Consider the following 3545-nt stretch of genomic DNA (forward strand, 5'->3'; position numbering starts at 1 on the left):
GATGACGAAGGCGGCCTGCTTGTCATGAAGGGCGAAGAGACTGCCCGTGGTGGAGAAACTCCTGTCGGCCAACCACAGCTCTCTCTTCTGCACCTGCGCCAACACGGGCCCCGTCAGGGCGCGCTCCTGCGCGTGCGCGTCCTCGGCGGGCACCCTCTCCACCACCAGGTCCAATTCCGGCGCATACACCACAAGCGATTGGCCGGGCAGTGCCGCTCCACGCAAGCCGCGCAACGGCTTCAATCTCTTTTCGCTCGCCGCCAGGTGGCTGCCATCCAGCACGCGCACTCGATAGCCCGCCGCCCACGGCACCTGCTGCGTCTTCATGGGCGCAACCACCGGGACCAGCTTCTCGGCGCACCCTCTCACCAAGGCGCGTACTACCTCTGGCTCGGTGTGATTCACCTTGTCGTACAGCGCCGTCAGCGATACCCCCAGCTCGGGGCTCGCCTGGGCCGCCGCATGCAGCGACGGCTTGAGCCCCAGGGCCACCAGAGCCATCAGGTCCACCACGCTGGAGAAGAGCAATTCGCGCGTGTACTGGTGTACTGCTTGTCGCGGTGCTGCTCGAACTGCTCGTCCAGCCACTCACGGCTCGGCGCCTGCTGCATGAGCAGGCGTGCCATGACCGTCAACGGGCTTTTCTTCGTGAAGCGCTCGAACACGGCTTCCAGGGCCACGGTCCTTCCTCCAGAGTCGTCCCTGAAAGATGACCTCCGCAGTAGCCCGGTGCTGCTCCCTCGGCTTCCAGCCCGCTCCCTCGCTCGCTTTTCTTGCCGGGTAGTATCATCCCCCCGACCTTGAAAGTGGTGGGCCTAACCCCCCGGAATCACAGCCCCTTTCAACAAAACTCATCGTATCCCTCTCCCGGTGGGAGAGGGGGTGGGGCCACCGTGCTGCCTGGCTTCAGTCGGCGCCCTTGATGCACGCCACCGGCTTGAGGCGCTTCGCCACCTTCGCCAGGTGCGCCATCTCCACCGTCTCCAGCACGTCGTCCAGGTTCTTGTAGCAGGGCCCCGACTCGTCCAGCGGCGTCACCCGCGTGTTGAGCAGGATGTCCGCCTCGGACATGCGCTGGTCCGTCTCCGACTGGTCCAGCACCCGCCTCGCCTCGCCTCGCGACAGCCGCCGCCCCGCCCCGTGGTTCACCGAGTAGATGGACTGCTCCGCCCCCTCCTCCGCGAACAGGATGGCGCTCCCCGTCTCCATCGAGCCCGGAATGAGGATGGGATGGCCCGTCTTCTCCCACTGCGTCCTGCGCAGCGCCGGGTGCCCGCCCGGGAAGGCCCGCGTCGCCCCCTTGCGCGCCACGAACTTCCCCGCCTCCTTCTGGATGAGGTTGTGGGAGATCTCGTAATAGATGTCCGCCGTCCCGCCGAACACCTCCTCGAGCGCCGCGCACACCGCCTCGCCGATGATGAGCCGGTTGGCCACCGCGAAGTTGGCCGCCATGTTGTGCAGGTTCCAGTACTCGCGTCCCAGCCGGCTGTCCGCGTCCAGCCAGATGAAGTCCTCGCTGCGCATGCTCAGCCCCCGCTCCGCCGCTCCTTCCACGAAGTAGTGCTTCGCGATGTTCCACCCGAAGCCCCGGCTGCCCGTGTGCAACATCACCCACACGCGCCCTTCCTGGTCCACCTGCATCTCCGTGAAGTGGTTGCCTCCCCCGAGGCTCCCCAGCTGGTCCCGCTTGGCGTAGGCCCGCTCGGGGATGTCCACCCGGTCATCCTCCACCGGGATGAAGTCGCGCTCCGTGGTGGACGCGTTGCGGCCCAGTGCCTTGGCCCCGTGCCGCACCACCTCGGCGAACGTGCGCGCGTTGATGCTCCGCTGCTTCTGCACCCGCGAGGCCCCCACGCCCACGGCGATGCGCCTGGTCACCTCGTTGATCCACTGGCGGCGCTTGACCGGGTCCGCCACGTCCTCGGCCGTGAGCGTCGTCTTGAGCTGCACCATGCCGCAGCCGATGTCGTAGCCCGCCGCCGTGGGGAGCAGGATTCCCTCCGTCTCCACCACCGTGCCAATCGGCACCCCGTAGCCCAGGTGGCAGTCCGGCGTCACCGCCACCCGCGTCACCCCGGGGAACGAGGCCGCGTTCACCACCTGATCGAACACGCCCTCCTCGAGACCCGGCAGCTCGGGGCCCGCGCCCCACAGCAGCTTGTCCGACAGGAACAGGTGGGCATCCACCCGCATCGTCTTGGTCTTCGGCAGGACGAAGTGGCCCTCCGCGACCTTCTCCAACCTTTGCGTCCAGCTCATGGCGAGTTCCCCCGGTCTGCTTCAACCGCTGGCAGCGACGGAAGCGTCCTCTAGAAGCTGACGATGGACCCGTGTGGAAGCTGATGGACAAAGCGAGCGGCCTGGCATGCGGCCGGTCAACGGCCGGCGTGCGAGAGATGTCGGTCCGAGTACGCCCGCAGTTGCCGCTTTCTCTCTTCATTCCCATTCCTATTCCCGGAGCTTCAAGGGGGTTGGGAGATGGGGATTTTCGGAGCGCTGGTGGTGGCCATGTCGCTGAACGCGGGCCCCGTGGATGTGAAGACGGCCCCGGTGTTCAACCCGGCCATTTGCAGCAAGAAGCGCGTGGATCCGTGCGGCTGCCACCATGTCTACGGTGTCCGCCACTGCCACCCCAAGCGGAAGAGTGAACACTGCGAGGCCATGGTCCAGGCGACCGAGCCCGCCGCGAAGAAGGACTCCCGCGTGTGGGACTTCTTCCCCCTCGAGCAGGACGTCTCCAGCGAGCACGAGGCGCACGCGCAGGACTCCGCCGCCCTCTGAGCGCCACCGCCGCCGGGAGGAACACAGGCTTGGGGTCGGCCACGGTGAAGTGGTCGGCCCCGTTGCGTTTCAGGTGAAGGCCTTCGCGCGACAAGCCCCACCCGCGAGCACTCAGCTCTCGGGCGTCATCGTCACTTCCAGCGTGAACTCCCGCGCCTTCACCCGCTCCAGCGAATCCACCTCGTAGGCCGTCAGCGGCGCGCGCGAGGACACCACCACCCAGCGCGTCCCCGGCGCGGCCCTCAAGGCGATCGTGTTCGTCGACAGCCTGCGCACCTCCGCCGTCGAGGGCAGGGGCGCCACGGGTGTGCTCGGGGCCGGCGGCAGTGCCAGTCTTCCCGGCACATTCGCCGCCCGCGTGTGCAGCTCCACCTGCTCCCGCTTCTCCTCGGGAATGCGTGAGGGCGGCCGCTGCGTCGGCGCCGGCCTGGTCGCATGGGCGAAGGTGGGCGTCAGTCGCGCCAGGGCGTAGGCGAGCTCCGTGTCCTTTGGATCCAACTCCAGCGCCACCTTCAACGCCGCCCGCGCCCGCGCCTCGCACCCCAGCTCCAGCAGCAGCTCCGCCGCCGCCCGGTACGAGGTGATCGCCTTGGCCCGGTCTCCCGCTCGCCGCCAGGCCTCGGCATGGCGCACGTAGAGGTGAGGATCCCTCGGCTCCAGTTCCAGGAGCCGGCTGTAGGTGCGCGCGCATTCCGTGAACTTCCGTCGCGCGTAGAGGTCCATCGCCTCCTCTTTCAGCTCCCGCACCCCCATCACCACCCCCC

At 68.0% G+C, this 3545-nt stretch carries 4 protein-coding genes and 1 pseudogene; 1 reads left to right on the forward strand and 4 read right to left on the reverse strand.

Annotated elements, in window-relative coordinates; genetic code table 11:
- The 3 genes and pseudogenes from VF794_RS17565 to VF794_RS17575 all read right to left on the reverse strand — a co-directional run.
- Positions 1 to 501, reverse strand: a pseudogene (locus VF794_RS17565) (IS4 family transposase); the annotation flags it as partial.
- A complete protein-coding gene (locus VF794_RS17570; RefSeq protein ID WP_331111874.1) occupies positions 501 to 680 on the reverse strand; it encodes a hypothetical protein in 180 nt (59 codons plus the stop codon). The gene VF794_RS17570 and the pseudogene VF794_RS17565, both read right to left, overlap by 1 nt.
- 226 nt (positions 681 to 906) lie before the next feature.
- The gene (locus VF794_RS17575; RefSeq protein ID WP_331111876.1) at positions 907 to 2259 is read right to left on the reverse strand and encodes an RtcB family protein; all 1353 of its coding nucleotides are present in this window, start codon (positions 2257 to 2259) and stop codon (positions 907 to 909) included.
- Between the two features lie 219 nt (positions 2260 to 2478).
- Between VF794_RS17575 and VF794_RS17580 the strand changes: the two genes are divergently transcribed.
- Complete coding sequence (locus tag VF794_RS17580; RefSeq protein WP_331111878.1) at positions 2479 to 2781, forward strand: hypothetical protein; 303 nt, start codon at positions 2479 to 2481, stop codon at positions 2779 to 2781.
- 111 nt (positions 2782 to 2892) lie between these two features.
- On the opposite strand, the gene VF794_RS17585 is transcribed toward VF794_RS17580, so the two are convergent.
- Positions 2893 to 3545 (reverse strand): tetratricopeptide repeat protein (locus tag VF794_RS17585; protein ID WP_414640919.1); only part of this gene is annotated, 653 nt, incomplete at its 5' end.

It is taken from the genome of Archangium sp. (assembly GCF_036389735.1).
GTDB lineage: Bacteria > Myxococcota > Myxococcia > Myxococcales > Myxococcaceae > Archangium.